This is a genomic window from Bradyrhizobium arachidis (assembly GCF_015291705.1).
GTDB lineage: Bacteria > Pseudomonadota > Alphaproteobacteria > Rhizobiales > Xanthobacteraceae > Bradyrhizobium > Bradyrhizobium arachidis.
In genome coordinates this window covers 1,200,360-1,224,708 of sequence record NZ_CP030050.1, presented here as the reverse complement: position 1 = coordinate 1,224,708, position 24,349 = coordinate 1,200,360, and the positions used below count along the sequence as shown (strand labels likewise).

Sequence of the window (24,349 nt, the reverse complement as noted above, 5' to 3'; positions counted from 1 at the left end):
CCCCATGGTCGACTTCCTCATTACGAAACTGCATGACGCGCACTTCATGACCATGCTGCTGGCGGCCATCGCCGCCAGCGCCACCGTGTACACGCTGGTGATGCCGCTGTTCGCCGGCGAGGGCCTCTCCAAGCGCATGAAGGCGGTGGCGAGCGAGCGCGAACGCATCCGGCAGCGCGAGCGCGACCGCCTCAACAAGAACGAAAAGGTCTCGCTGCGCCAGACCCCGAAGCAGATCGTCTCCAAGGTCGTCGAAGACTTCAACCTCACCAAATGGCTCGCGCAGGAAGCCGCGCGCGACAAGCTCATCATGGCGGGCTATCGCGGCCAGGCCCCCTACATCACCTTCCTGTTCGCGCGCATGGTCGCCCCGATCGTGCTGTTCGTCGGCTCGGTGATCTATGTCTTCGTGATCGCGCACATGGAGCAGGCGATGCCGATCAAGATCGGCATCTGCATCGGCGCGGCCTATCTCGGCCTCCAGGCCCCAATGCTGTTTCTCAGGAATGCGATCTCCAAGCGCCAGCTCTCGATCAAGCGCGCCTTTCCCGACGCCCTCGACCTGCTGCTGATCTGCATCGAAGCCGGCATGTCGGTCGAAATGGCGTTCCGCAAGGTCGCCACCGAGATCGTCGGCCAGTCGATCGCGTTGTCGGAGGAGTTCACGCTGACCACGGCCGAGCTGTCCTATTTGCAGGATCGCAAGGCCGCCTATGAGAACCTGGCGCGGCGCACCGGGCTCGAGGGCGTCAAGTCGGTCTGTCTCGCGCTTCAGCAGGCGGAGCGCTACGGCACCCCGCTCGGCCATTCCCTGCGCGTCATGGCGCAGGAAAACCGCGACATGCGCATGAACGAGGCCGAGAAGAAGGCCGCCGCGCTGCCGCCGAAACTGACGGTGCCGATGATCCTGTTCTTCCTGCCGGTGTTGTTCGTGGTCATTCTCGGACCGACCGGCATCAAGATCTCCGAGCTGCACTACTAAATATGTGGGCCGCGCGCGGCCCGCATATCGGCTTCAAATCGCAAAATCGGGTTTGATCAGTCGGCCTGGCTGAGCGAAGCGACCGGCGTGCGCTTCGGTGCGCCGCGCGGCGTATCGCTACGGCTCAGCATGTCCTTCAGATAAGCGACGTTGGCCGCGGCCTGATCCGGCGGCAGGTCCGCCTTCACGATGGTCTCGGCCTCAGTGAAACGGCCTTGAAGACCGACGACAAGGCCGAGGTTCTGCCGCACGCGGCTGCTGGCGCGCGGCGAGGCATAGGCCTGCCGCAGCGCCTCCTCGGCCTTGGGCAAATCCTTCGATAGCATGTAGGACAGGCCGAGATTGGAGAGCACGCCGGGATCGCCCGGAGCGATCTTCAACGCGCTCGCGTAGTAGGAGCGCGCCTCCTCGTGACGGCCCATCTGATCGAGCGCGGTGCCCTGCACCGAGAGCAGGCGCCAGTCCGGATTGTCGGGCGAGTGCGCCTTCGACAGCACGTCGAAGGCCTGCTGGAAATTACCGTTGTCGGCGAGCGCGCGGCCGTACTGGGCGAGCAGCGCCTTGTTGCCGGGATTGGCGATGGTCGCCTGTTCCAGCACGGCAGCGGCCTGGGCGCGTTGGCCGTTGGTGCGCAAGGCCTGACCATAGGCGAGCGCCGCGTCGGGATCCTTGGGATTGGCGCGGTAGCGCTCGCCATAGACCTCGACGGCACGTACGGGATCTGCGGGCGGCGCGGCTTCCGCCTTCGACCCGATCGAGCCGGTGACGTCGGAGAGCTTTGACATTGCCGTGCAGCCGCCGAGGCCGGTCGCCACCATCGCGATGAGCGAGGCAGACGCGAGAAGCCGGGCAGGACTGAACCGTTGACGCATGACGCTTTGACTCTCGAGCCAATTGATCGAGCCGAACGCGTCAGCAATAGACTGTTAACCCTAACGGCCGGTTAACGTCAGCCTCCCTGCCCCTCATGGCGGCGTCTGCGGTGGCGCCTCGCCGCCGAGGTCCAGATCGAGACCAAGATCCAGACCAAGCCGCTTCACTTGTTCGTTCAGGTCCCGCAGGGATTGAACCCTCTGCCGTGCCTCCGCCGCGACATCGATGTCCGTGCCCGGCATCCCCGGCAATTCGCGCTGAAGATCGTCGCGATGGACCAGACGCCTGGCGCGGAGCTCATCGAGCTGATCGTCGTCGATGCCGAGCACGGCGGCGGATTGCGCGATCAGCCGTCGCAGCAGCAGCGTCACCGCTGCCAGCGCATCGACCTCATGCTTACGCCCCGACCTCGCGAATTTGCTCGCGAGGTCGGCCCAGGCATGGGAGGTGACGAGATAGACATAGAGCGCGCTCGCCCACGACGCCTCGCCATCGGCGTAGAAGGCGCGGCGCATCAACAGCCGGCGGACCAGTGCTGCGACCTGGTCCCGCGTCAGCGTCCTGTATGCGCCGATCTCGATCATCGCCTGGACGGCAGGGTCGCGCGAAAAATCCCGCCCTGGCGGCAACCTGATGACGCCATCAGGCAGGTTGGAGTCGAGCGTCCCGAACGCGCCGTCGTTGCGCGGCCGCGAATAGCGGGCGATCGCGAAGCGATACGCCGTCTGGCCCGCATCGGACGACGGGCCGAAATGGACGATGTTGAAGCCGGCATCGTCGCCCGCCTGGCCGGTCGAAGACGGACAGGAGAGCACGTAGATCGTGCGCCAGAGCGCCTCGCCGCTGTCGCTCCGCGTGGCGCGCGGATCGAGGATTGAATACCGCGTCAGTCCCTCGACATGGCGGTGGCCATGCAGAACCAGATTGACGTTGAGCGAGGTCGCAGCTTCAAGGAAGGTCGCGGGCGCAGCCAGATACATCAGCGGCTCGTCGGGTGCCCCGAGAAACCGCTTTCCTTCGCCGGTCGCCTGCGGCAGCGGATGGTGATGCAGCGCCAGCACGCGCACCAGGTTCTCCGCCGGCTCGGCATAATCGGCGCGTCCCCCAGAGCCCATGCTGCCGGCGAGCTCGACGCTCAGCCGGGCTGAATCGGCGACCAGCGCGTGGTAGGCGTTCTCGTCGATATTGCCGCTCGCCAGCTTCGAGAGGCTGGCGCGGTTGGAATCCAGCAGCACCAGATCGAGTCCAGCCTGGCGGTAGTAGACGCTCTTCGATGTCCGCGGCAGATGCAGGTAGTCGTAGACGTCGTGACGACCCGCACGCTGGCTCGGGCGCTTGACGTCGTGATTGCCGGCAACGGCCTGGATGTCCGTGAACAGCCCGGTCTGGCGGAACGAGGCGATGACGGCGAGCGCTTCATCGAGCGCACGCGGCGTCGGATCCTCGACGAGATCGCCAGTGATCAGCAGGATGCGGTCGGGAACGTCAGCGACATCGGCCATCGCTTCGCGAATTGCGGCACTGAGCGTCTCGATCGTCGCCAACAGCCGGCCGGACCCGTCCAGATGCAGGTCGGAGATGTGCGCAATAACGAATGATCTATCCATTTTGCGCCGCTCATTCGCGAATGCTGCGCCGCCTAAATGATCGGAAGAATGCCTTGGACGAAGAGCTCAGGACGAACAGATCAGACCGGGATCGGGCCCGGCAGGGGTGACCCGGGCAGATAACGCGTGCCGCTGCCAGCTTACTCTCAATACGTGCAGAAACATACGGCACAATCTAAAATACTAGTCAATAATGCCACAACCGCGGCGCTAGTAAAGCCCTGCGGCTGCGCCGTCGTGAACGGCAGTTCTCAACACGAGATACGAGAGCTGCCCGACGAACGTTTCGTCGGTCCCGATCAATATTCGATGGCCAGGCGCTTGCGGATTTCGTCGATGCGCTTGTCGAGCGCATCGAACCGCGCGTGGACGGAGCGGTCGTGGAGATAGAAGACGTAACCGCCGGCAAGGAATGCGAAGATCCAGTGATGATGCTCGACATAGCCAAAGATCGCTTCGACGGCCTGGCCGATGAATGTGACCACGCTCCACACAAATTCCATCGCACGTCCTCCCGGCAGGCTTCGTCGTCGGCCGCTGGCGATCCCGGCAGAGCTGGCGGCCGCTCTCCGGAACCTAGCATGGCCCCCTCGCGGCGAGTAGCGGCTCGCTGAACGGTGACAGCAAAGCCGATTGCGGCCACGGCAAAACTCTGCGAAGTCTCGTGCCTTCGCATGACCTGTCGATCTGACGATCCGGACCCGCCAATGCCTTCTGTCTTCGAGACATCGTCCACCGCCATCCCGATCACCTTCGTCACCAAGTCGAGCTGGGATGCGGTGCGCGAAAGCTTGCCGCCGGCACAACGCCAGTTCGCCACTGCCAGCGCTTATGCCGCCAAGCCCGGCGGTTATCTGGCGCTGCCGACGCCCGACGGCGCAATCGCGGAGGTGCTGTTCGGCCTCGATGACGACGGCGCAAGATCGCGCGACCTATTCCGGCCTGGCGCCCTGCCCGGCCTGCTGCCGCCGGGCACCTATCGCTTCGCCAATGCACCGCACGACGCACGGCTGGCGGCGCTCGCTTTCGCGCTGGGATGCTACCGCTTCGCGCGCTACCGCAAGGCCGATCGCCCCGACGTCCGGCTGGTGCCGCCCGATGGTGTCGATGCCGCCGAGATCACCCGCATCGCGGATGCCGCGATGCTGGCGCGCGACCTCATCAACACGCCGTCCAACGACATGGGGCCCGCGGAGCTCGCTGCGGCCGCGCAAGACCTCGCCGCTGAGTTCGGTGCAAGCTTTGCCTGCACCCTCGGCGAGGATCTGGAGAAGGGTTTTCCGCTGATCCACGCCGTCGGCATGGCCTCCAGCCGCGCGCCGCGGCTGATCGACATCGGCTGGGGCGATCCCTCGCATCCCAAAGTGACGCTGGTCGGCAAGGGCGTCTGCTTCGACACCGGCGGGCTCGATCTCAAGCCGTCGAGCGGCATGCTGATCATGAAGAAGGACATGGGCGGCGCCGCCAACGTGCTGGCGCTTGCGCGCATGGTGATGGATGCCAAGCTGAAGGTGCGGCTGCGCGTGCTGATCCCGGCGGTGGAGAACGCGGTCGCCGGCAATGCCTTCCGCCCGCTCGACATCTTCACCTCGCGCAAGGGTATCACGGTCGAGATCGGCAACACCGACGCGGAAGGCCGGCTCGTGCTCGCCGACGCGCTGGCGCTGGCCGACGAGGAGAAGCCGGACCTGCTGATCGACCTGGGCACGCTGACCGGCGCGGCGCGCGTCGCGCTGGGACCGGATTTACCGCCCTTTTACACCAATGATGAGACGCTCGCCGCCGACGTCGCGCGTTGCGCGGTGAAGGAGAACGATCCGTTGTGGCGGATGCCGCTGTGGCCGCCTTACGATGCGTGGCTGGATTCGAAGACCGCCACCATCACCAACGCCCCAGCCGGCGGCTTTGCCGGTTCGATCACCTGCGCGCTGTTCCTGCAACGCTTCGTCGAGCACGCCAAGAGCTGGCTGCATGTCGATATCTACGGCTGGACCCCGTCGGCAAAGCCCGCGCGCCCCGAGGGCGGCGAATGCCAGGCCGCGCGCGCCATCTACAAAGTGCTGAGCGAGCGCTATGCATGATCCGCGATTGACGCCGGCGCGGGGCGACCTCGCCGCGAAATATCTCGAAGGCAAGGTCGAGGCGAAGCGCTTCGTCGCCGGCGAGGAATTCGAGGTGGTCGATCCGATAGCGCCGGTGCGCGAGCAACCGTCATCCGGCGCAATGCTTATGACCGAAGCGCTGCGCGGCGAGCGGGTCACGGTCTACGATCGCAACGGCGAAGGCTGGGCCTGGGGCCAGCTCAATGGCGATGGCTATGTCGGCTGGCTGCCCGATGCGGCGCTGGGCAAGCCATCGGCCGCCCCGACCCATGTGGTCAACGCGCTGCGAACGCTGGCTTTCCCCGGCCCCTCCATCAAGCTGCCGCCATCAGCCACGCTCGTGCTGGGATCGAAGCTCGCAATTGCGCGCGAGGATGGCAGCTTTGCCGTGGCGCATGACGGGACCTTCTTGCCGAAGGCGCATCTCGTCCCGCTCGATCATCGCGAGCCGGATTTCGTCGCAGTCGCGGAACGCTTCGTCGGCACGCCCTATCTCTGGGGCGGCAAGAGCAGTCTTGGCATCGATTGCTCGGGCCTCGTCCAGGTCTCGCTGACATCTGCCGGCATCGGCTGCCCGCGCGACAGCGACATGCAGCAGGCAAGCCTCGGCCGCGCGCTCGAGCCGCACGAGCGGAGCAGCCTGCTGCGCGGTGACCTGATCTTCTGGAAGGGGCATGTCGCGATCGTGCGCGACGGCACTACCATGGTCCACGCCAACGCGTATCACATGGCGACAGTGATCGAGCCGATCGCGCCGGCGCTCGCGCGGATCAGGCAAGCCGGCAGCGACGTCGTCGCGATCAAGCGGCTGTAGGGCCTTTATTCATAGTTCGCCGTGTCCGCTTTACTCGCCGAAGGCGACGTTGAAACCGATACGGCCGCATGTCGGTCTTGAGCCCGAAGCGGATCCGCATCTGATCGATATCAGACATCGCCACGCTGCTTGGGCACATCGCCGGCGCTGGTCTTCGGCTTGGAAATCGGAGGGATGCAGCTGCCGAAACGTGGATCGAGCGGATCGTAACGCGACCTCGTTCTCGCGACGATATACAGCACCGCCAGTGCGAAGGAACCAAGCAGCAGCAATAGCCACGGGGGTGGCCGACTTGCGATCAAAATCACCGTTGCTCCAATCAGGAGCAAGGCAGCAACAGTGCCCGAAGACAGCTTTGAGGCCATCACCGTCTCCGCGCCAAGCTCTCGGGCCGGATGTTACCGCGGATAGCGATATATTCGAGCGAAGCCGACTGCGACACTCCAGCACAGAGGACCGCAAATCTCGTGCGTTCCCCAGGTTCATTTTTCAGGGAACTCATGCAGAATCATTCGAGCAAGTCGGCAATCGAAAGGCATCCCGCCCCCACCTCGCAGCGCAGCTACGGAACAACGTTACAATTGAGAGGTTTGCGGAACGAAACGCGTCGTCAGTCTTTCTCTGGCTTTGGGAGGTGCCCATGAGTTCACAAGCCAGGGAAGGCGCGTGTGCGTTCGCTTGGCGAAACTACTTGCTGATCCATAGCGGTATCAGCGAGAACGACAACAGGCGTTCCGCACTCTACAGCTACATCACCAATCTTCGCGACACCGGCGAAGATGACTTCGATCTCTTGCAAATAGCCGCAGTTGCCTACCTGAAGAAGCTGGATGAATTGCACGACGACCGAGGTGCGCGGCTCGCGGCAGATCAGGTTTTGGCCGAGTGTTTGGAAGCACGCAGTTCACAACCCGGGAGGTGACTTCAGGTCATAACACCAGAGCAAAGGAGCGAACAGCATGGCCGACAAGACCGCTACTGAAGACCGTTTCGCCAACGACCCGCAACGGCGCATCGCCGCAGCGACTGCAATCGGCATGCATGCATTGAAACCGATGATCAACCTTCAGGTCTCAATGTTGAGGATGTGGGCCGACAGTATCGAGAGGTTCGCGGGCAATTACGAAAAGGGTTTGGAAAAAACAGCGAGCACGGTCGAGGAACAATCAGACAAGCAACGCGCCGCGTAGATTAGCGCGATCTGATAGGTGCGGCCCACTTTGGCCGCAGGCAGAAGCGTTCCCTGGGTTCGCGCTAGCGCGCATCCCGGGGATGCGCTACCGCGCACCCCGGGATGACTGGGATCAGGTCGCGACCGACCCGTTCCCCGCCGTTTCCAGCCGGAACGCCGCCGCGAACAGCGCGCGCGTGTAATCGGTCTTCGGATTCTTGAACAGTTCCGCGGCCTGCCCCTCCTCGACCACCTTGCCGCCACGCATCACGATGAGGTGGCTCGCGAGCGAAGCGACGACGCGCAGATCGTGCGAGATGAACATGTAGGTGAGCTCGCGCCTGCGCTGGAGCTCGCGCAACAGATCGACCATCTGCGCTTGGATCAGCATGTCGAGCGCGCTGGTTGGCTCGTCGAGCACGACGAAATCCGGCTCCAGCACCACCGCGCGCGCGATGCTGATGCGCTGACGCTGGCCGCCGGAGAATTCGTGTGGATAGCGGTAGCGCATCTCCGGCTTCAGCCCGACATCCTCCAGCGCCTTGACGACGCGCGCCTCGCGTTCCTCGCGCGACAGCTTCGGCTGATGCACGGAGAGGCCTTCGGCAATGATGTCGGCGACCGACATGCGCGGGCTGAGCGAGCCGAACGGATCCTGGAACACGATCTGCATGTCACGCCGGAACGGGCGCATCTCCTTGAAACGCAGGCCCTGGATGTCCTTGCCGAGGAAGACGATACGGCCGTTCGAGGAGATCAGCCGCAGCAGTGCAAGCCCGAGCGTGGTCTTGCCCGAGCCGGATTCGCCGACGACGCCGAGCGTCTCGCCCTTGCGCACGGCAACGCTGACGCCGTCGACCGCCTTGATGTGACCGACCGTCTTGCGCATCAGGCCGCGCTTGATCGGAAACCAGACCCTGAGATCGTCGGCCGACATCACCACGGGCGCAGCCGGCTGCGGCGGCGCCGGATCGGGCTTCGGCTCGGCCGCGAGCAGGTCACGGGTATAGGGATGCTTCGGGGTCTTGAAGACCTGCTCGACCGGCCCCTGCTCGACGATCAAGCCGCCCTTCATGACGCAGACGGTGTCGGCGATACGGCGCACGATGCCGAGATCGTGTGTGATGAACAGCAGGCTCATGCCGAGCCGCGCGCGGATCTCGGCGAGCAGCGCCAGGATCTGCGCCTGCACCGTGACGTCGAGCGCCGTGGTCGGCTCGTCCGCGATCAACAGGTCAGGCTCGTTGGCGAGGGCCATCGCGATCATGACGCGCTGGCGCTGGCCGCCGGAGAGCTGGTGCGGATAGCTGTTCAGCCGCGTCTCGGGCTCGGGAATGCCGACCTGCGTCAGCAATTCCAGCGTCCGCCTGCGCGCCTCTGCATTGCTGGTCGGATTGTGCAGCTGGATGATCTCGCCGATCTGCGCCTCGATCGTGTGCAGCGGATTGAGCGAGGTCATCGGCTCCTGGAAGATGATGGAGATATCGCTGCCGCGAATCTCCCGCATCTGCTGCTCGCTCTGATCGATCAGCTCCTGCCCCTTGAAGCGGATGCTGCCCGAGGGATGCGAGGCGTTCGGATAAGGCAGCAGCTTCAGGATCGAGAGCGCGCTGACGGACTTGCCGGAGCCGGATTCTCCGACCAGCGCGACGCATTCGCCGCGCTTGATCTGGAACGAGACCTTGTCGACCGCGAGCGTCGTCGCGCCGCCCTGGTGGAAGGCCACCGAGAGGTCGCGCACGCTGAGCAGGGGCTGGTTGATTGCGTCCATGGCCTTACCTGAACGTCTTGCGCGGATCGAAGGCGTCGCGCACGGCTTCGCCGATGAAGATCAACAGCGACAGCATGATCGCGACCGAGAAGAAGCCGGAAAAGCCGAGCCATGGCGCCTGCACATTGGCCTTGGCCTGCGAGAGCAATTCGCCGAGCGAAGGCGATCCCGGCGGCAGACCGAAGCCCAGGAAGTCGAGCGCCGTCAGCGTCATCACCGACGAGGAGACGATGAACGGCAGGAACGTCATGGTCGCGACCATCGCGTTCGGCAGCAAGTGACGGAACATGATGACCGGGTTGGAGACGCCGAGCGCCCGCGCCGCCTGGATGTATTCGAAGTTGCGCCCGCGCAGGAACTCGGCCCGCACCAGACCGACCAGCGAGACCCAGGAGAACAGCAGCAGGATGCCGAGCAGCACGAAGAAGCCCGGCACGAGCACCGAGGACAGGATCAGGAGAAGATAGAGCGAGGGAATCGCCGTCCATATCTCGATGAAGCGCTGGAAGATGAGATCGACCCAGCCGCCGAAATAACCCTGCACCGCGCCTGCGGCAATGCCGATGACGGATGAGACAATGGTGAGGCAAAGGCCGAACAGCACGGAGATGCGGAAGCCGTAGATCAATCGCGCCACCACGTCACGGCCCTGATCGTCGGTGCCGAGCCAGTTATATTCGAGATCGCGGCAGCTCTTCAGTCCCTTCTTCTCGACCACCGGCTTGCACTGCGCTTCCGTCAGCATCCAGGTCGGCGGCGACGGCGCCGGGGTCGGCAGATCGAGATTGTGGGTGTCGTAGGAATAGCGGATCAGCGGCCAGACGATGACGCCGCCCTTGTCCTTGATGAGTTTTTGCAAATAGGGATCGCGATAGTCGGCGGCCGTCTCGAAATCACCGCCGAAGGTGGTTTCCGAATAAGTCACGAAGGCCGGCCAGTACAGACGGCCGTCGAACTTGATCAGGAAGGGCCGATCGTTGGCGATCAGCTCGGCGAACAGCGAGATCACGAACAGCGCGATGAATATCCAGAACGACCAGTAGCCGCGCCGGTTGGCCTTGAAGTTCTGCCATCGCCGCCGGTTGAGCGGCGAAGGGGCGAACGGCTTGCGCGTGATCGGAACGATCTCCCCCAGGGGAGACTGGGTCGTGGTCTCGATCGGCGTCGGTGCAGTGATTGTCATCAGACCTCCCGCGCCTCGAAATCGATCCGGGGGTCGATCCACATATAGGTCAGATCGGAGATCAGGTTGATCACGAGTCCGACCAGCGAAAAGATGTAGAGCGTGCCGAACACCACGGGATAGTCGCGGTTGAGCACGCTCTCGAAGCTGAGCAGCCCGAGCCCGTCCAGCGAGAAGATGGTCTCGATCAGGAGCGAGCCTGAAAAGAAGGCGTGGATGAAGGTTCCGGGAAAGCCCGCGATCACGATCAGCATGGCGTTGCGGAAGACGTGGCCGTAAAGCACGCGGTTCTCACTGCAACCCTTGGCGCGCGCGGTCATGACGTATTGCTTGCGGATCTCGTCCAGGAACGAGTTCTTGGTCAGGAACGTCATGGTGGTGAACGCACCCAGCCCCATGGCGATCAGCGGCAGCGTCAGATGCCAGAAATAATCGATGATCTTCCAGTACCAGGGAAACTGCGACCAGCCATCCGACGTCAGCCCGCGCAGCGGGAACCAGTTGAAGAACGAGCCGCCGGCAAACAGGATGATCAGGAGGATCGCGAACAGGAAGCCAGGAATGGCATAGCCGAGCACGAGCACGGTCGACGTCCAGGTGTCGAACCGCGCGCCGTCGCTCACGGCCTTGCGAATGCCGAGCGGGATCGAGATCAGATAGGTCAGAAGCGTCAGCCACAGGCCAAGCGAGATCGAGACCGGCAGCTTCTCCTTGATGAGCTGAAGCACGCTGACGTCGCGGAAATAGCTCTTGCCGAAATCGAAGCGGGCGAAATTCCACACCATCAGGGCGAAGCGTTCCGGCGCCGGCTTGTCGAAACCGAACTGCACTTCCAGCTTCTTGATGAAATCAGGATCGAGGCCCTGCGCGCCGCGATATTTCGAGTTGATGGCATCGCCGCCTGCACCGAGCTGTCCCGGTGCACGCTGCGCAAAATCGCCCCCGCCCGAAATGCGCGAGGTGCCGCCGGTGTCGGCACCTGAGAGCTGCGCGATGACGCGCTCGACCGGGCCGCCTGGCGCGAACTGCACCACGACGAAGGAGACGAAGAGGATCCCGAGCAGGGTCGGGATCATCAAGAGGATGCGGCGGGCGATATAAGCGCTCATGACTATTTCGCCTGATCGAGCTTGGCCGCCTTGCCGCCGTCATGCCACCAGATGTCGGGGGCGCCGACGCCGTTAGCGTAACGCGGCAGCTTCTGCGGATGACCGAACTGGTCCCAGTAAGCCAGCCGGTGCGTCTTGTTGTACCATTGCGGCACCCAATAGCGGCCGGCCCGGAACAGACGATCGAAGGCGCGGCAGGCGATGGTCAACTCCTCGCGGTTGTCGGCGGCCATGATCTTCTCGACCATGGCGTCGATCGCAGGGCTGGCGACGCCTGCGAGATTGTATGATCCCCTGGTGTTCGCGACCTGCGAGGAGAAGAACGCGCGCATGGCATCGCCGGGCGTCGCCGACATGCTGAAGCGCTGGATCGACATATCGAAATCGAAATCCTCCTGGCGCGCCTTGAATTGCACCGCATCGACGAGACGCACGCTGGCCTCGATGCCGAGCGTCGCGAGATTCTTGAGGTACGGCGCATGGTGCGGCTGGAACGACGGCTCGTCCAGCAGGAACTCGATCTTGAACGGCTCGCCGTTCGGCAGCACCCGCTTGCCATCCTTGATCGGCACGCCAGCCTCGTTCAGCAATTGCTGCGCCTTGCGGAGCAGGCTGCGGTCCTGCCCGGAGCCGTCCGTGACCGGCGGCGTGAATGGCGCAGCAAACACCTCGTCGGGGACCTTGCCGCGGAACGGCTCCAGCAGCTTCAGTTCTTCCGCCGAAGGCGGTCCATCGCCGGCCATGAGATCCGAATTCTGGAACGGCGACACGGTACGGGCATAGGCACCGTACATGATGGTCTTGTTGGTCCACTCGAAGTCGAACGCATTGATCAGAGCCTCGCGCACGCGCGGGTCCTTGAACTTGTCGCGCCGCGTGTTGATGAACCAGCCCTGCGCGCCGGATGGCGTGTCGTCGGGCACGACCTCCATCTTGACGCGACCGTCCTTCACCGCCGGAAAATCATACCGCGTCGCCCAGATGCGGGCGGTGAACTCCTCGCGGTAGAGATAGCTCTTGCCGGTGAAACCCTCGAAGGCGACATCGCGGTCGCGGTAGAATTCGTAGCGCACGACGTCGAAATTGTAGCTGCCGCGGCAAACCGGCAGATCGGCGGCCCACCAGTCCTTGACCCGCTCGAATTCGATGTAGCGATTGACCTCGAACCGGCCGACCTTGTACGGGCCCGAACCGAGCGGAATATCCAGCGTCGATTCATCGAAGGCTCGCGCCGCGTAATACGCCTTCGAGAAGATCGGCAGACCAGCGACATAGAGCGGCACGTCGCGCGCGCGTCCCTTGGCGAAGGTGACGACGAGCGTCGCATCGTCGAGAGCTTCCGCGCTGACCATGTCGCGCATCTGCACGGTGATCAGCGGATGTCCCTTGGTCTTCAGCGCCGTCAACGAAAACGCCGCATCGTGCGCGGTGAGCCTGCTGCCGTCGTGGAATTTCGCCTCGGGCCGCATCGTGAAGCGATAGGTGAGCTTGTCCTGTGATATCTGCACGGATTTGGCGGCCAGCCCGTACATCGCGTCCGGCTCGTCGTTGGCGCGCACCATCAGCGGCGCGAAGGTCATGTCCATGCCTTGCGCGCCGTCGCCCTTCAGGATGTAGGCGTTGAGCGAGTTGAAGGTCTGGAAGGACTGGTTGTAGGCGCGGACCGACGGGATGAGCGAGAACGTGCCGCCCTTCGGCGCGTCCAGATTCACATAATCGAAATGGGGGAAGTCGGCGGGATATTTGAGATCGCCGAAGGCGGAGATGCCATGGGCCTCGGCCGACCCTTCCGACGCCGCCGCGCCGCGCGCCAGCGGTCCGACCAGGAATGCACCCAAGGTGCCGACACCCAGGGCCAGCACGTGGCGGCGTGACATCTGCCTCATGCGGGAAACGTCCTTCACGATTTCTTTGCGATCCGCGCCGCCTTGTCTGCGTCGTACCACCAGATGAACGGGAAGCCGGATTGGCCGTATCTGGGCAATTCCGAGGGCCGGCCGAAGCGGTCCCATCGCGCGGTGCGTATCTTCGTATAGGTCCACTGCGGCACGACGTAGTGATTCCACAGCAGCACGCGGTCGAGCGCCTTGGTTGCCGCGACGAGATCGTCGCGATCCCTGGCGTAGATCAGCCGCTCGATCAGCTTGTCCACGGCCGGATTCTTGATGCCGGCGATGTTGCGGGACCCGGCGATGTCGGCCGTCTTGGACGACCAGAACTCGCGCTGCTCGTTGCCTGGCGACTGCGACTCGCCCCAAGAATTGGTGACGACATCGAAATCCCAATCGCGCGTCCTGTTCTCGTATTGGGTCGGATCGACCGTTCGCACGCTGACGGCAATGCCGAGCCGTTCCAGCGACGGCTTGTAGAACAGCGTGATCCGCTCGAAGCTCGGATCCGAATTCAGCAATTCCAAGCTGAACTGGGCGCCGGTCTTGACGTCGATCAGCTTGCGGTCGCGCACCTCGTAGCCGGCCTCCTTGAACAGGCGCAGCGCCTCGCGGAGATTATCGCGCACGGCTTCCGGACTGCCGCCGACGGGATTTGTATAGGCCGTCGTGAACACTTCGGGCGGGACTTCGGCGCGAACGGTCTCGAGAATCTCGAGCTCCTTTCCTTGCGGCAAGCCGGTCGCCATCAGCTCGTCGATGCCGTCGAAATAGCTGGTGATACGCTTGTACTGACCGTAGAAGATCTGCTTGTTCATCTCCTCGAAGTCGAAGGCGTAGTTGAGCGCACGACGCACGCGAGGATCGCTGAACTTGGCGCGACGTAGGTTCGGCACGAAGGCCTGCATGACGCCCGAGCTGCGATTGGCGAATTCCTCCAGGATCACGCGTTTTTCGGTGACGGCCGGGAAGTCGTAGGCGGTTGCCCAGTTCTTGGCGCTGTTCTCGGTGCGCCAATCGACCTGATCGGCCTTGAACGCTTCGATGGCGACGGTGGCGTCGCGGAAATACTCGTAGCGCAGCTCATCGAAATTGTTTCGGCCGACATTGGCGGCAAGGTCGCGCCCCCAATAATCCTTGACGCGCTCCAGCGCGATCGAGCGACCGGCAACAAATTCCTTGATCTTGTAGGGGCCGGAGCCGAGCGGCACTTCCAGCGTGGTCGCGGAGACGTCGCGCTTGCGGCCCTGCGCGTCGGTGCCCTCCCACCAATGCTTCGGCAACACCGTGAGCTGCCCGACGATCTGCGGCAGCTCGCGGTTGCCCGGCGCGTCGAACACGAACTTCACTTCGCGCTCGCCGACCTTCTCCGCTTTCACCACATGGCTGTAATAGGCCGAGTACATCGGGTGATGCTTCTTGAAGGAATCGAGCGAGAAGATCACGTCATCCGCGGTGACCGGCTTGCCGTCGTGCCATTTGGCCTCCGGCCGCAGCCGGTAGGTGACGAAGGAGAAATCGTCGGGATGGCTCACGGCCTCAGCCAGCGCGCCGTATTCGGTCGAGACCTCGTCGAGCGCGGGCGTCAGAAGCGATTCATAGATGAACGCGACGGCCCCAGCGACCTGCCCCTTCACCCCAGAGACGACGATGTTGAAATTGTCGAATGTGCCGACGGCAATCTGGCGCGCGACGCCGCCTTTGGGCGCTTCCGGATTGACATAGTCGAAACGTTTGAAGTCGGCGGGGTACTTGACCTTTCCGAACAGCGACAGCGCGTGGCGCCAAGCCCCATTTGAAGGTAGCTCACCTGCCGATTGCGCCTCGGCCGCGCCGACGACGGGAATGCCGGCGACCGAGCCGAGAACGGGGAGCGCGGCAGCAGCGGCGCCGGTGAGCAGGAGATCGCGTCGGGTAATGGCCAAATCAATAGTCCTGTCTTGAAGGAGGCTAGTCCTTTAAGGTCCCAATATAGGCGAGGTTTCGACGGAATATGTTGCTTTTTCCTCATGTTGGAAGACCGGACGGCCTCTCGGATGCGGCCAAACGCCCCGATAACGTCATCGCGAGGCCCGGATACAGAAACGGCCAGGCTTTTCAGCCTGGCCGTTTGTTCCAAGTCTGGTTTTTGACGCCTTATTTCGACGCCGTCGGCAGCGGCTGCGGATGCTCCGACAGCGAGTTCAGATAGGCGATGACGTCGGCGCGCTCGGAATCCTTGGGGATACCAGCGAAGCCCATCGCGGTGCCCGGGATGAAGCCCTTCGGGCTGGCAATGAACTTGTTGAGGTCGTCGAAGGTCCAGGTGCCGCCCTTGGCCTTCATGGCAGCCGAGAAGTTGAAGCCGTTGCGGCCCTCACCCCTGGCTTCGCCGACGACGCCGTAGAGGTTGGGACCGACGCGATTCGGGCCGCCCTTCTCGAAGGTGTGGCAGGCGCCGCACTTCTTGGCGGCCGCAGCGCCCTTCTCGACGGAGGCGGTCTGGAGCAGCTTTTCGATCGGTTCGGACGATGCGGCGGCCGCGCCACCTTCCTTGCCGCCGTGGCCGGCATCTTCCTTGACCGCGATCTCGAAGCCCGGCTTTTCCGGCATCTTGGGCGAGAACAGTGCCTGGGCGGTGAAGCTCGTCACCAGCAGGATGAGACAGGTGCCGAGCACGGCACCGAGAATTTTATTGAGTTCGAAAGAGTCCATTTCCGGCCAGGCCCCACACCGCAGTAAGGAAATAGCGGCCGGGCGGCCGCCAGGACGAGCCTCGGGAGAATCAAAAGCGTTCCTTATTGTTTCCCCGAGTTTTGCCATTGAGATATCGGTTTGCCCGGGGTCTGGCAACCCGTATAAGCGACCCGGCTTTCAGCCCGTCCCCACCCCATTTCTCGACGCGGAAAACCTCCCGTTTCCAGGCCCTTGAACAGATGACCGATCCCCGCATCCTGGTGCTGATCCCGGCCCGCATGGCCGCCACCCGCCTGCCCGGCAAGCCGCTCGCCGACATCGCGGGCCTGCCGATGATCGTGCATGTGCTGCGCCGCGCCGAGGCCGCCGGGATCGGCCGAGTCGCGGTCGCAACCGATACGGACGAGATCGCATCCGTCGTGACGGCCCATGGCGGCGAGGCCGTGATGACCCGCTCCACGCACCCCTCCGGCTCCGACCGCATCCACGAGGCCATGCAGAAGCTCGATCCGGACTGCAAGGCCGAGATCGTGATCAATCTCCAGGGCGATTTCCCGACCATCACGCCGCAGACCATCCGCGAGGTGCTGCCGCCTTTTGACGACCCGGCGGTCGACATCGTGACGCTGGCCTCGCAGATCCACACCGAGGAGGAGGACCTCGCGCCGAGCGTCGTGAAGGCGATCGGCTCGCCGATCGGACCGCGGCGGATGCGGGCACTTTATTTCACACGCGCTACCGCCCCCTACGGCAACGGACCGCGATACCACCACATCGGCCTTTATGCCTATCGCCGCGCCGCGCTGGAGCGGTTCGTGTCGTTACCGCCCTCACCGCTCGAAAAACAAGAGAGCCTTGAGCAGCTCCGGGCGGTGGAAGCCGGCATGCGCATCGACATCATGATCGTCGACACCGTGCCTCGCGGGGTGGACACGCCGCCCGATCTCGAAACCGCGCGCAGCATCCTTTCCAAATCCTGAGCCGCTGCTACAAGGCCGAGCATGAGCAAGATGAAGATCGCATTCCAGGGCGAGCCCGGAGCCAATTCCCACATCGCCATCGTCGAGGCCTATCCCGACGCCGAGCCGATGCCCTGCGCCACGTTTGAAGACGCGCTGTCGGCGATTTCGTCGGGCGAGGCCGATCTCGGCATGATCCCGATCGAGAACTCGGTCGCAGGCCGCGTCGCCGACATCCATCATCTCCTGCCGGCCTCCGGCCTGTTCATCATCGGCGAATGGTTTCTCCCGGTCCGCCATCAATTGATGGCGGTGAAGGGAACCAAGCTGTCGGACATCAAGAGCGTCGAGAGCCATGTCCATGCGCTCGGCCAGTGCCGGCGCATCATCCGCAAGCTCGGCATCAAACCGATCGTGCACGCCGACACCGCCGGTAGCGCCCGCGACATCTCCGAGCGCAAAGACAAGACCGTCGCCGCGATCGCCTCGCGCCTCGCCGCCAAGATCTACGGTCTCGATATCCTCGCCGAGGACATCGAGGACGAGGCGCATAACACCACGCGCTTCGTGGTGCTGGCGCGCGAGCCGAAATGGGCCGCGCAGGGCTCGGGCCCACTGGTCACGACTTTTGTATTTCGCGTGCGCAACCTGCCGGCCGCGCTCTACAAGGCGCTCGGCGGCTTTGCCACCAACGGCGTCAACATGACCAAGCTCGAGAGCTACATGGTCGACGGCAATTTCTTCGCCACGCAGTTTTATGCCGACGTCGATGGCCACCCCGAAGACAAGGGCCTTGCGTTTGCGATCGAGGAGCTGAAGTTCTTCTCGCGCGAATTCCGCATCGTCGGCGTCTATCCCGGCCACCCGTTCCGCGCGACGTTCAGCGAGGCCCAGGATTGATGTCGTCGTTCCGGGGCACGCGAAGCGTGAACTATGGTGCGCACTTGCGCACCTGAGAACCTCGAGATTCCGGGTTCGATGCTTCGCATCGCCCCGGAATGACGGTGAGTATCTACGCAGCCTGCTTCGCCAGCCCGAACGCCTCGGCCAGCAGCGAATACGACCTCTTCCGCGCCTCGTGATCGTACACGGCCGTGATCACCATCAGCTCGTCCGGCTTGCTGGCATCGATCAGCGGCTGAAGCTTCTTCTGCACGGTCGCCGGATTGCCGACGAACAGGCGTGAACGGTTGCGGAGGATCGAGGTGCGCTCGACATCCGTATACGGATAAGCCAGCGCCTCCTCGACGCTCGGCAACGGCAAATATTGGCCGCGGTCGCGGCGCAGACGGTTGAGATCGAACGAGGTGGCGAGCTTTTCCGCTTCTTCATCCGTGTCCGCTGCGATGACAGCGACGGCGAGGATCGCACGCGGGCTCGCACTCCAGGCCGAAGGCTGGAAGTGGTTGCGATAGTGCACCATCGCGTCGATCGCATCATGGGATGCGAAATGATGAGCGAAGGCGAAGCCCATGCCGACTTGGGCCGCGAGCTCCGAGGAATAATCGCTGGAGCCGAGCAGCCAGATCGGCGGCAGCGGCGTATCGTCCGGCATCGCGACGACGTTGTTGTAAGGATGTCCCGAAGGGAATTCGCGGGTCTCCCACAGGATCAGCTCGTGCAGCCGCTCCAGGAAATCGTCGCCCTCGCGGCGGTCGAGCCGGCTGCGCAGCGCATAGGCCGTGGCACCGTCGGTGCCGGGCGCGCGGCCAAGGCCAAGATCGATGCGGCCGGGAAACAGCGCCTCCAGCATCTTGAAGCGTTCGGCCACCACCAGCGGCGCGTGGTTGGGCAGCATCACGCCGCCGGAGCCGACGCGGATATGCTTCGTCACCGCCGCGATCTGGCCGATCATCACGTCGGGCGCGGGGCTCGCGACCGAAGCGAGGTTGTGATGCTCGGCGAGCCAATAGCGGACGTAGCCGAGCCCGTCGACATGGCGCGCCAGGTCGATGCTGTTACGCAGCGCCGCAGCGGGCTTTGTGCCTGTGGTGACGACCGAGAGGTCGAGGACTGAAAGCGGGATCATGGCGCGGTAACGTAATGGAGGCCGGCGCAGCAGCAATGGGCAGACTGCGCAGGTCTGGCGTGTGCCGGCCGCGAGCGCCGGCGGCGGGCCGAGCTAGAGCGGTGGGACAGGTTTTAGCTCAACAACATAAGATTCATACTGCCCACCCACGTAAATCGACTACCGCAGCCACTTCCGCCAGACTAATATACTGATATATATGCCAATTATCAGATATCCTGTTTCCCACTTCATTTCTCACGGTTGGCGATAATTCACATAATCGACCGCAAAGTGGGCGATTTCCCATCATCGATGGGCTGTCGAGTGCAACCGCTTTGGCTTATCTTACCCTCTCCCAATCTAGACCCGACCGCCGGCCGCCAAAATCTGGAGTGAGTGGTGCTATGACCGACCTGACGATTCCTGCCCGCAACGAAGGGCAAGACGGGCACCTGAAGCGGCCTGCGATCTCGTTCGAGTTCTTTCCGCCCAAGACGGAAGATATGGAGCGGAATCTCTGGGAGACAATAAACCGCCTGGCGCCGCTCGACCCGAACTTCGTCTCGGTGACCTATGGCGCCGGCGGCTCGACCCGCGAGCGCACGCATTCGACCATCTCCCGCATCCTGAAAGAGACCGCGCTGCTGCCGGCGGCGCATCTGACCTGCGTCGGCGCCTCGCGCGGCGAGATCGACGAGATCGTCGATCGCTATCACGAGGTCGGCGTCCGCCACATCGTTGGCCTCCGCGGCGACCCCGTCGGCGGCATCGGCACGCCCTACTCCAGTCATCCCGAGGGCTATCAGAGCTCGGCCGAGCTCGTCGCGGGGATCAAGAAGCGGCATGCGGATATCGAGGTGTCCGTCTCGGCCTACCCGGAGAAGCATCCCGAGGCGCGCGACTTCGACGCCGACATCGACACGCTTCAGGCCAAGGTCGATGCCGGCGCGACGCGCGCGATCACCCAGGTGTTCTTCGATAACGACCTCTACTTCCGCTATCTCGATCGCGTGCGTGCGCGCGGCATCAGCATTCCGATCGTGCCGGGCATCATGCCCATGCACAATTTCAAGCAGGCCCGTAATTTCGTGACGCGTGCCGGCACCACCGTGCCGGACTGGTTCGCCGCGAAGTTCGAAGGCCTCGATGACGACGCCGAGACCCGCAAGCTGGTCGCCGCGACCGTTGCCGCCGGCCAGGTGCAGAAGCTCGCCAAGCACGGCGTCGACACCTTCCATTTCTACACCATGAACCGCGCCGATCTCGTGTTCGCGATCAGCCATTTGCTCGGCATCCGCGCCAAGAGCGCCCAGAAGGCTGCGTAAGAGAAAATGACCGTACCCGTTTCCGCCAAGCGAACTGCCCTGCTCAACGCCGCGCGCAAGCGCATCCTCGTGCTCGACGGCGCCATGGGCACGATGATCCAGAACCTGCAGCTCGACGAGGCCGCCTTCCGCGGCGAGCGCTTCAAGAATTTCCATCGCGACCTGCGCGGCAACAACGATCTGTTGATCCTGACCCAGCCGCAGGCGATCGAGGACATCCACGCCGCCTATTTGCGTGCCGGGGCCGACATCGTCGCGACCAACACCTTCTCCACCACCTCGATCGCGCAGGCCGATTACGACCTCACCGACATTGTCTACGAGATGGCGCGCGAAGGTGCTCGCCTCGCCGGCAATGCCGCCCGCCGCGTCGCAGCCGAGGACGGCAAGCCGCGCTTCGTTGCAGGTGCCATCGGACCGACCAACCGCACCGCGTCGATCTCGCCTGACGTCGCCAATCCCGGCTACCGTGCCGTCACCTTCGACGACTTGCGCAAATCCTATGGCGAGCAGATCCGCGGCCTGCTCGACGGCGGCGTCGACCTCCTGCTGGTCGAGACCATCTTCGACACGCTCAACGCCAAGGCGGCGCTCTACGCCATCGCCGAGATCACCGAAGAGCTCGGCATCGACATGCCCGTGATGGTGTCGGGCACCATCACCGACAAGTCCGGCCGCCTGCTCTCGGGCCAGATGCCGGAAGCGTTTTGGAATTCGGTGCGGCACGCCAAACCCATCACCATCGGCTTCAACTGCGCGCTCGGCGCCGAAGATTTGCGCGCGCATATCGCCGATATCGGCCGCGTCGCCGACACGCTCGTCTGCGCCTATCCGAATGCCGGTCTGCCCAACGAGTTCGGCCAGTATGATGAGACACCTGAGTATATGGCCCGCCTGGTCGGTGAGTTCGCCCGCGACGGCCTCGTCAACATCGTCGGCGGCTGCTGCGGCACCACGCCGGACCACATCGCGGCAATCGCCGCTGCGGTGGCCCCGCACAAGCCGCGCGTCGTGCCGGAGATCGCACCAAAGCTGCGCCTCTCCGGCCTCGAGCCGTTCGTGCTGACGGATGCGATCCCGTTCGTGAACGTCGGCGAGCGCACCAACGTCACGGGATCGGCCCGCTTCCGCAAGCTGATCACGAACGGCGACTACACCGCCGCGCTGCAGGTCGCGCGCGACCAGGTCGAGAACGGCGCGCAGATCATCGACGTCAACATGGACGAGGGCCTCCTCGACTCTGAAGCCGCGATGGTGACCTTCCTCAACCTCGTCGCCGCCGAGCCCGACATCGCCCGCGTCCCCGTGATGGTCGACTCCTCGAAATTCTCCGTGATCGAAGCCGGCCTGAAATGCGTGCAGGGCAAGCCGGTCGTCAACTCGATCTCGATGAAGGAAGGCGAGGAGAAATTCATCCACGAGGCGAAGATCGCGCGGCGCCATGGCGCCGCCGTCGTGGTGATGGCGTTCGACGAGGTCGGCCAGGCCGACACCTTCGCGCGCAAGACCGAAATCTGCAAGCGCGCCTACGACATCCTCGTGAACAAGGTCGGCTTCCCGCCCGAGGACATCATCTTCGATCCGAACATCTTCGCGATCGCGACCGGCATCGAGGAGCACAACAATTACGGCGTCGACTTCATCGAGGCGACGCGCTGGATCCGGCAGAACCTGCCCGGCGCGCACATCTCGGGCGGCGTGTCCAACCTCTCCTTCTCGTTCCGCGGCAACGAGCCGGTGCGCGAGGCCATGCACTCGGTGTTCCTGTATCACGCCATCAAGGCCGGCATGGACATGGGCATCGTCAATGCCGGGCAGATGATCGTCTATGACGACATCGATCCCGAATTGCGCCAGACCTGCGAGGACGTCGTCCTCAACCGCGACGCGGGCGCCTCCGAGCGCCTGCTGGCGCTCGCGGAGAAATTCCGCGGCAAGAAGACAGAGAGCAAGGAAGCTGATCTTGCCTGGCGTGAATGGCCGGTGGAGAAGCGGCTGTCGCATTCGCTGGTCCACGGGATCACCGAGTTCATCGAGCAGGACACCGAAGAAGCCCGCAAGAATTCCTCGCGGCCACTCGACGTGATCGAGGGACCGCTGATGGCCGGCATGAACGTCGTCGGCGACCTCTTCGGCGACGGCAAGATGTTTTTGCCGCAGGTGGTGAAGTCCGCACGCGTCATGAAGCAGGCCGTTGCCTATCTCATGCCGTTCATGGAGGAGGAGAAGGCCCGCAACCTCGCCAACGGAATCGGCACTGAGGGCTCCTCGTCCGCCGGCAAGATCGTGCTCGCGACCGTCAAGGGCGACGTCCACGACATCGGCAAGAACATCGTCGGCATCGTGCTCCAGTGCAACAACTTCGAAGTCATCGACCTCGGCGTGATGGTGCCGGCCGCCAAGATCGTCGAGACCGTGAAGGCGGAGAAGGCCGACATCGTCGGTCTCTCAGGCCTGATCACGCCCTCGCTCGACGAGATGGCGTTCTTCGCCGGCGAATTGCAGCGCGAAGGCCTGAAGCTGCCGCTGCTGATCGGCGGCGCCACGACGAGCCGCGTGCACACGGCGGTGAAGATCGACCCGAGCTATCGCGCCGGCCCGGTCGTCCATGTCAACGACGCCAGCCGCGCCGTCGGCGTCGCCTCCTCGCTGCTCTCGCCCGAGAAGCGCGAGGCCTATGCTGCCGAGGTGCGGGCCGAATACGCAAAGATCTCGGACGCGCATCTGCGCGCGCAGGCGGACAAGAAGCGGCTGAAGCTCAGCGCCGCTCGCGCCAACCGCGTGCCGGTCGATTTCGCCAAGAGCAAGCCGGTGAAGCCGACCTTCCTGGGCACCAGGAGCTTTGACGAATACGACCTCGCCGAGCTCGTGCCCTATATCGACTGGACGCCGTTCTTCCAGACCTGGGAGCTCGCGGGCCGCTTCCCCGCCATCCTCAAGGACGACAAGGTCGGCGAGGTCGCGCGCTCGCTCTATGACGATGCGCGCAAGATGCTCGATACCATCGTGAAGGAGAAATGGTTCCGGGCGCGTGCCACGATCGGCTTCTGGCCGGCCAACGCTCAGGGCGACGACATCGCGCTCTATGCTGACGAGAGCCGCACCAGGCAGATCGCGACGCTGCACACGCTGCGCCAGCAGCTCGAGAAGCGCGAGGGTCGTTTCAATGCGGCGCTCTCGGACTTCGTCGCGCCCACCGGCGTGCCCGACTATGTCGGCGGCTTCGTTGTCACCGCCGGCATCGGCGAGGATGCGGTCGCCGACCGTTTCAAGATGGCCAACGACGACTACTCCTCGATCCTGTGCAAGGCGCTGGCCGACCGCTTGGCGGAGGCTTTCGCCGAACGCATGCATGCCCGCGTGCGCCGCGAGTTCTGGGCCTATGCCCCGGACGAAGCGCTCTCCAACGACGAGCTGATCCTGGAGAAGTACCAGGGCATCCGCCCCGCGCCCGGCTATCCCGCGCAGCCCGATCACACCGAGAAGGCGACGTTGTTCGAACTGCTCGATGCGGAAGCGACCGCCGGCGTGAAGCTGACCGAGAGCTATGCGATGTGGCCGGGCTCGAGCGTGTCCGGGCTCTATTTCGCAAACCCCGAGAGCTATTATTTCGGCGTCGGCAAGATCGAGCGCGACCAGGTCGAGGACTATGCCGCGCGCAAGGGCATGACGGTGGCGGAGACCGAGCGCTGGCTCGCGCCGGTGCTGAACTACATCCCGCAGCAGCAGGACGCGGACAAGGCGTTTGCTGCGACGCCTGCGAACGACGAGACGTCAAAGGACCTCGCCTCGCATCCGCCGGGCTGCACCTGCGCGGTGCATCTGGTCTGGCAGAAGAAGCGGGCGGGCGCGGGTTAGGCGCGCCCCCGCTTCAGGA

General features: G+C 63.9%; 20 protein-coding genes. 9 read left to right on the top strand and 11 right to left on the bottom strand.

Annotated features, from left to right (window positions below; all coding sequences use genetic code 11):
* The first annotated feature begins 4 nt into the window (after positions 1 to 4).
* Complete coding sequence (locus WN72_RS06045) at positions 5 to 982, top strand: type II secretion system F family protein (protein ID WP_027561210.1); 978 nt, start codon at positions 5 to 7, stop codon at positions 980 to 982.
* Between the two features lie 56 nt (positions 983 to 1,038).
* Here WN72_RS06045 and WN72_RS06040 read toward each other — a convergent pair whose 3' ends face one another.
* The 3 genes from WN72_RS06040 to WN72_RS06030 form a co-directional block, all read right to left on the bottom strand.
* Complete coding sequence (locus WN72_RS06040; protein ID WP_092216598.1) at positions 1,039 to 1,854, bottom strand: tetratricopeptide repeat protein; 816 nt, start codon at positions 1,852 to 1,854, stop codon at positions 1,039 to 1,041.
* 93 nt (positions 1,855 to 1,947) lie between these two features.
* Entirely contained in the window at positions 1,948 to 3,462 is a 1,515-nt protein-coding gene (locus WN72_RS06035; RefSeq protein WP_092216599.1) for a metallophosphoesterase family protein, read from the bottom strand.
* Positions 3,463 to 3,761: 299 nt separating this feature from the next.
* Positions 3,762 to 3,965 (bottom strand): hypothetical protein, encoded by a 204-nt coding sequence (locus tag WN72_RS06030; RefSeq protein ID WP_018454690.1) that lies wholly within the window; start codon positions 3,963 to 3,965, stop codon positions 3,762 to 3,764.
* Positions 3,966 to 4,169: 204 nt separating this feature from the next.
* Here WN72_RS06030 and WN72_RS06025 point away from each other — a divergent pair, with 204 nt between their 5' ends.
* Together WN72_RS06025 and WN72_RS06020 are read left to right on the top strand one after the other, a co-directional pair.
* Positions 4,170 to 5,543, top strand: coding sequence for a leucyl aminopeptidase family protein (locus tag WN72_RS06025; protein WP_092216600.1), 1,374 nt, complete (start codon positions 4,170 to 4,172; stop codon positions 5,541 to 5,543).
* Entirely contained in the window at positions 5,536 to 6,378 is an 843-nt protein-coding gene (locus WN72_RS06020) for a C40 family peptidase (protein ID WP_027561214.1), read from the top strand. The genes WN72_RS06025 and WN72_RS06020 overlap by 8 nt, the downstream gene beginning before the upstream one ends.
* Positions 6,379 to 6,488: 110 nt before the next feature.
* On the opposite strand, the gene WN72_RS06015 is transcribed toward WN72_RS06020, so the two are convergent.
* Positions 6,489 to 6,743, bottom strand: coding sequence for a hypothetical protein (locus WN72_RS06015; RefSeq protein ID WP_141263098.1), 255 nt, complete (start codon positions 6,741 to 6,743; stop codon positions 6,489 to 6,491).
* A gap of 275 nt (positions 6,744 to 7,018) precedes the next feature.
* Here WN72_RS06015 and WN72_RS06010 point away from each other — a divergent pair, with 275 nt between their 5' ends.
* Positions 7,019 to 7,300, top strand: coding sequence for a hypothetical protein (locus tag WN72_RS06010; RefSeq protein ID WP_027561215.1), 282 nt, complete (start codon positions 7,019 to 7,021; stop codon positions 7,298 to 7,300).
* A gap of 37 nt (positions 7,301 to 7,337) precedes the next feature.
* The gene (locus WN72_RS06005) at positions 7,338 to 7,568 is read left to right on the top strand and encodes a hypothetical protein (RefSeq protein ID WP_027561216.1); all 231 of its coding nucleotides are present in this window, start codon (positions 7,338 to 7,340) and stop codon (positions 7,566 to 7,568) included.
* A 114-nt stretch (positions 7,569 to 7,682) separates the two neighbouring features.
* Here WN72_RS06005 and WN72_RS06000 read toward each other — a convergent pair whose 3' ends face one another.
* The 6 genes from WN72_RS06000 to WN72_RS05975 form a co-directional block, all read right to left on the bottom strand.
* Positions 7,683 to 9,320 carry an ABC transporter ATP-binding protein gene (locus WN72_RS06000; RefSeq protein ID WP_027561217.1) on the bottom strand — a complete coding sequence of 546 codons (1,638 nt, stop codon included), beginning with the start codon at positions 9,318 to 9,320 and terminating at the stop codon, positions 7,683 to 7,685.
* A 4-nt stretch (positions 9,321 to 9,324) separates the two neighbouring features.
* The gene (locus WN72_RS05995; RefSeq protein WP_027561218.1) at positions 9,325 to 10,503 is read right to left on the bottom strand and encodes an ABC transporter permease; all 1,179 of its coding nucleotides are present in this window, start codon (positions 10,501 to 10,503) and stop codon (positions 9,325 to 9,327) included.
* The gene (locus WN72_RS05990) at positions 10,503 to 11,612 is read right to left on the bottom strand and encodes a microcin C ABC transporter permease YejB (protein ID WP_027561219.1); all 1,110 of its coding nucleotides are present in this window, start codon (positions 11,610 to 11,612) and stop codon (positions 10,503 to 10,505) included. The genes WN72_RS05995 and WN72_RS05990 overlap by 1 nt, the downstream gene beginning before the upstream one ends.
* 2 nt (positions 11,613 to 11,614) lie before the next feature.
* Entirely contained in the window at positions 11,615 to 13,498 is a 1,884-nt protein-coding gene (locus WN72_RS05985; RefSeq protein WP_092216601.1) for an extracellular solute-binding protein, read from the bottom strand.
* Positions 13,499 to 13,512: 14 nt separating this feature from the next.
* Positions 13,513 to 15,426 carry an extracellular solute-binding protein gene (locus tag WN72_RS05980; protein WP_027561221.1) on the bottom strand — a complete coding sequence of 638 codons (1,914 nt, stop codon included), beginning with the start codon at positions 15,424 to 15,426 and terminating at the stop codon, positions 13,513 to 13,515.
* A gap of 211 nt (positions 15,427 to 15,637) precedes the next feature.
* The gene (locus WN72_RS05975) at positions 15,638 to 16,195 is read right to left on the bottom strand and encodes a c-type cytochrome (protein ID WP_027561222.1); all 558 of its coding nucleotides are present in this window, start codon (positions 16,193 to 16,195) and stop codon (positions 15,638 to 15,640) included.
* A gap of 221 nt (positions 16,196 to 16,416) precedes the next feature.
* On the opposite strand from WN72_RS05975, the gene WN72_RS05970 reads away from it, so the two are divergent.
* Together WN72_RS05970 and WN72_RS05965 are read left to right on the top strand one after the other, a co-directional pair.
* A complete protein-coding gene (locus tag WN72_RS05970; RefSeq protein WP_027561223.1) occupies positions 16,417 to 17,157 on the top strand; it encodes a 3-deoxy-manno-octulosonate cytidylyltransferase in 741 nt (246 codons plus the stop codon).
* 21 nt (positions 17,158 to 17,178) lie between these two features.
* On the top strand, positions 17,179 to 18,036 hold the full coding sequence (locus WN72_RS05965; protein WP_092216602.1) for a prephenate dehydratase: 858 nt from the start codon (positions 17,179 to 17,181) through the stop codon (positions 18,034 to 18,036).
* Between the two features lie 112 nt (positions 18,037 to 18,148).
* Here the strand turns inward: WN72_RS05965 and WN72_RS05960 are convergent, their stop codons facing one another.
* A complete protein-coding gene (locus tag WN72_RS05960) occupies positions 18,149 to 19,165 on the bottom strand; it encodes an LLM class flavin-dependent oxidoreductase (RefSeq protein WP_092216603.1) in 1,017 nt (338 codons plus the stop codon).
* A 386-nt stretch (positions 19,166 to 19,551) separates the two neighbouring features.
* Between WN72_RS05960 and metF the strand changes: the two genes are divergently transcribed.
* A complete protein-coding gene (gene metF, locus WN72_RS05955) occupies positions 19,552 to 20,472 on the top strand; it encodes a methylenetetrahydrofolate reductase [NAD(P)H] (RefSeq protein WP_167380863.1) in 921 nt (306 codons plus the stop codon).
* A 6-nt stretch (positions 20,473 to 20,478) separates the two neighbouring features.
* Entirely contained in the window at positions 20,479 to 24,330 is a 3,852-nt protein-coding gene (gene metH / locus WN72_RS05950; RefSeq protein WP_092216605.1) for a methionine synthase, read from the top strand.
* Positions 24,331 to 24,349 lie beyond the last annotated feature (19 nt).

Excerpts from the sequence above, each read along its gene's own strand:
- WN72_RS06025 (WP_092216600.1), top strand. The coding sequence starts at position 4,170 with ATGCCTTCTGTCTTCGAGACATCGTCCACCGCCATCCCGATCACCTTC.
- WN72_RS05995 (WP_027561218.1), bottom strand. The coding sequence starts at position 10,503 with ATGACAATCACTGCACCGACGCCGATCGAGACCACGACCCAGTCTCCC.
- WN72_RS05985 (WP_092216601.1), bottom strand. The coding sequence starts at position 13,498 with ATGAGGCAGATGTCACGCCGCCACGTGCTGGCCCTGGGTGTCGGCACC.
- WN72_RS06000 (WP_027561217.1), bottom strand. The coding sequence starts at position 9,320 with ATGGACGCAATCAACCAGCCCCTGCTCAGCGTGCGCGACCTCTCGGTG.
- WN72_RS06020 (WP_027561214.1), top strand. The coding sequence starts at position 5,536 with ATGCATGATCCGCGATTGACGCCGGCGCGGGGCGACCTCGCCGCGAAA.
- WN72_RS05960 (WP_092216603.1), bottom strand. The coding sequence starts at position 19,165 with ATGATCCCGCTTTCAGTCCTCGACCTCTCGGTCGTCACCACAGGCACA.
- WN72_RS05990 (WP_027561219.1), bottom strand. The coding sequence starts at position 11,612 with ATGAGCGCTTATATCGCCCGCCGCATCCTCTTGATGATCCCGACCCTG.
- WN72_RS06045 (WP_027561210.1), top strand. The coding sequence starts at position 5 with ATGGTCGACTTCCTCATTACGAAACTGCATGACGCGCACTTCATGACC.
- WN72_RS05965 (WP_092216602.1), top strand. The coding sequence starts at position 17,179 with ATGAGCAAGATGAAGATCGCATTCCAGGGCGAGCCCGGAGCCAATTCC.
- metH (WP_092216605.1), top strand. The coding sequence starts at position 20,479 with ATGACCGTACCCGTTTCCGCCAAGCGAACTGCCCTGCTCAACGCCGCG.
- WN72_RS06030 (WP_018454690.1), bottom strand. The coding sequence starts at position 3,965 with ATGGAATTTGTGTGGAGCGTGGTCACATTCATCGGCCAGGCCGTCGAA.
- WN72_RS06040 (WP_092216598.1), bottom strand. The coding sequence starts at position 1,854 with ATGCGTCAACGGTTCAGTCCTGCCCGGCTTCTCGCGTCTGCCTCGCTC.
- WN72_RS05970 (WP_027561223.1), top strand. The coding sequence starts at position 16,417 with ATGACCGATCCCCGCATCCTGGTGCTGATCCCGGCCCGCATGGCCGCC.
- WN72_RS05975 (WP_027561222.1), bottom strand. The coding sequence starts at position 16,195 with ATGGACTCTTTCGAACTCAATAAAATTCTCGGTGCCGTGCTCGGCACC.
- WN72_RS06015 (WP_141263098.1), bottom strand. The coding sequence starts at position 6,743 with ATGGCCTCAAAGCTGTCTTCGGGCACTGTTGCTGCCTTGCTCCTGATT.
- WN72_RS06005 (WP_027561216.1), top strand. The coding sequence starts at position 7,338 with ATGGCCGACAAGACCGCTACTGAAGACCGTTTCGCCAACGACCCGCAA.
- WN72_RS06010 (WP_027561215.1), top strand. The coding sequence starts at position 7,019 with ATGAGTTCACAAGCCAGGGAAGGCGCGTGTGCGTTCGCTTGGCGAAAC.
- metF (WP_167380863.1), top strand. The coding sequence starts at position 19,552 with ATGACCGACCTGACGATTCCTGCCCGCAACGAAGGGCAAGACGGGCAC.
- WN72_RS06035 (WP_092216599.1), bottom strand. The coding sequence starts at position 3,462 with ATGGATAGATCATTCGTTATTGCGCACATCTCCGACCTGCATCTGGAC.